Origin of the sequence: Campylobacter coli LMG 9860 (assembly GCF_000254135.1) — a bacterium.
GTDB classification, from domain to species: domain Bacteria; phylum Campylobacterota; class Campylobacteria; order Campylobacterales; family Campylobacteraceae; genus Campylobacter_D; species Campylobacter_D coli.
The window spans coordinates 1-360 of sequence record NZ_AINS01000161.1 but is presented as its reverse complement, the minus strand read 5'-3'; the positions used below and the strand labels follow the sequence as shown (position 1 = coordinate 360).

The window sequence follows — 360 nt, the reverse complement described above, 5'->3', positions numbered from 1 at the left end:
CTCTTCACTCAAATCTATCGTGCTTAAAGCCAAGATAAAAAGTTCGATTTCACTTTCAAATACAAAAAGATGTTTATAGTGTTTAGCTAAATTTTTAATCAGTAAAGCATTGCCTATACCATAAATACATACAAAAGGATATCTAGGAGTTTTTTCTAAAATACTTTGATAGAAAAAATTTAATTCTTCTTCTAAATTTTCATACATAAAAACATTATGAGTTTTATCATAGATATTTAAATTTTCATCTATATTAAAACGAGAACAAGTTTTATTTTGTATGAAATTTAAAAGTTTATTTCCTAAGGGTTCATTTACCCCACTTAATAAAGCTTGTATGTTTTTTTCTAGTATGGTCAT

General features: G+C 24.4%; 1 pseudogene. It reads right to left on the bottom strand.

Going from position 1 to position 360, the window contains the following annotated elements:
• A pseudogene (locus CCO88_RS09935) lies at positions 1-360 on the bottom strand (motility associated factor glycosyltransferase family protein); the annotation flags it as partial.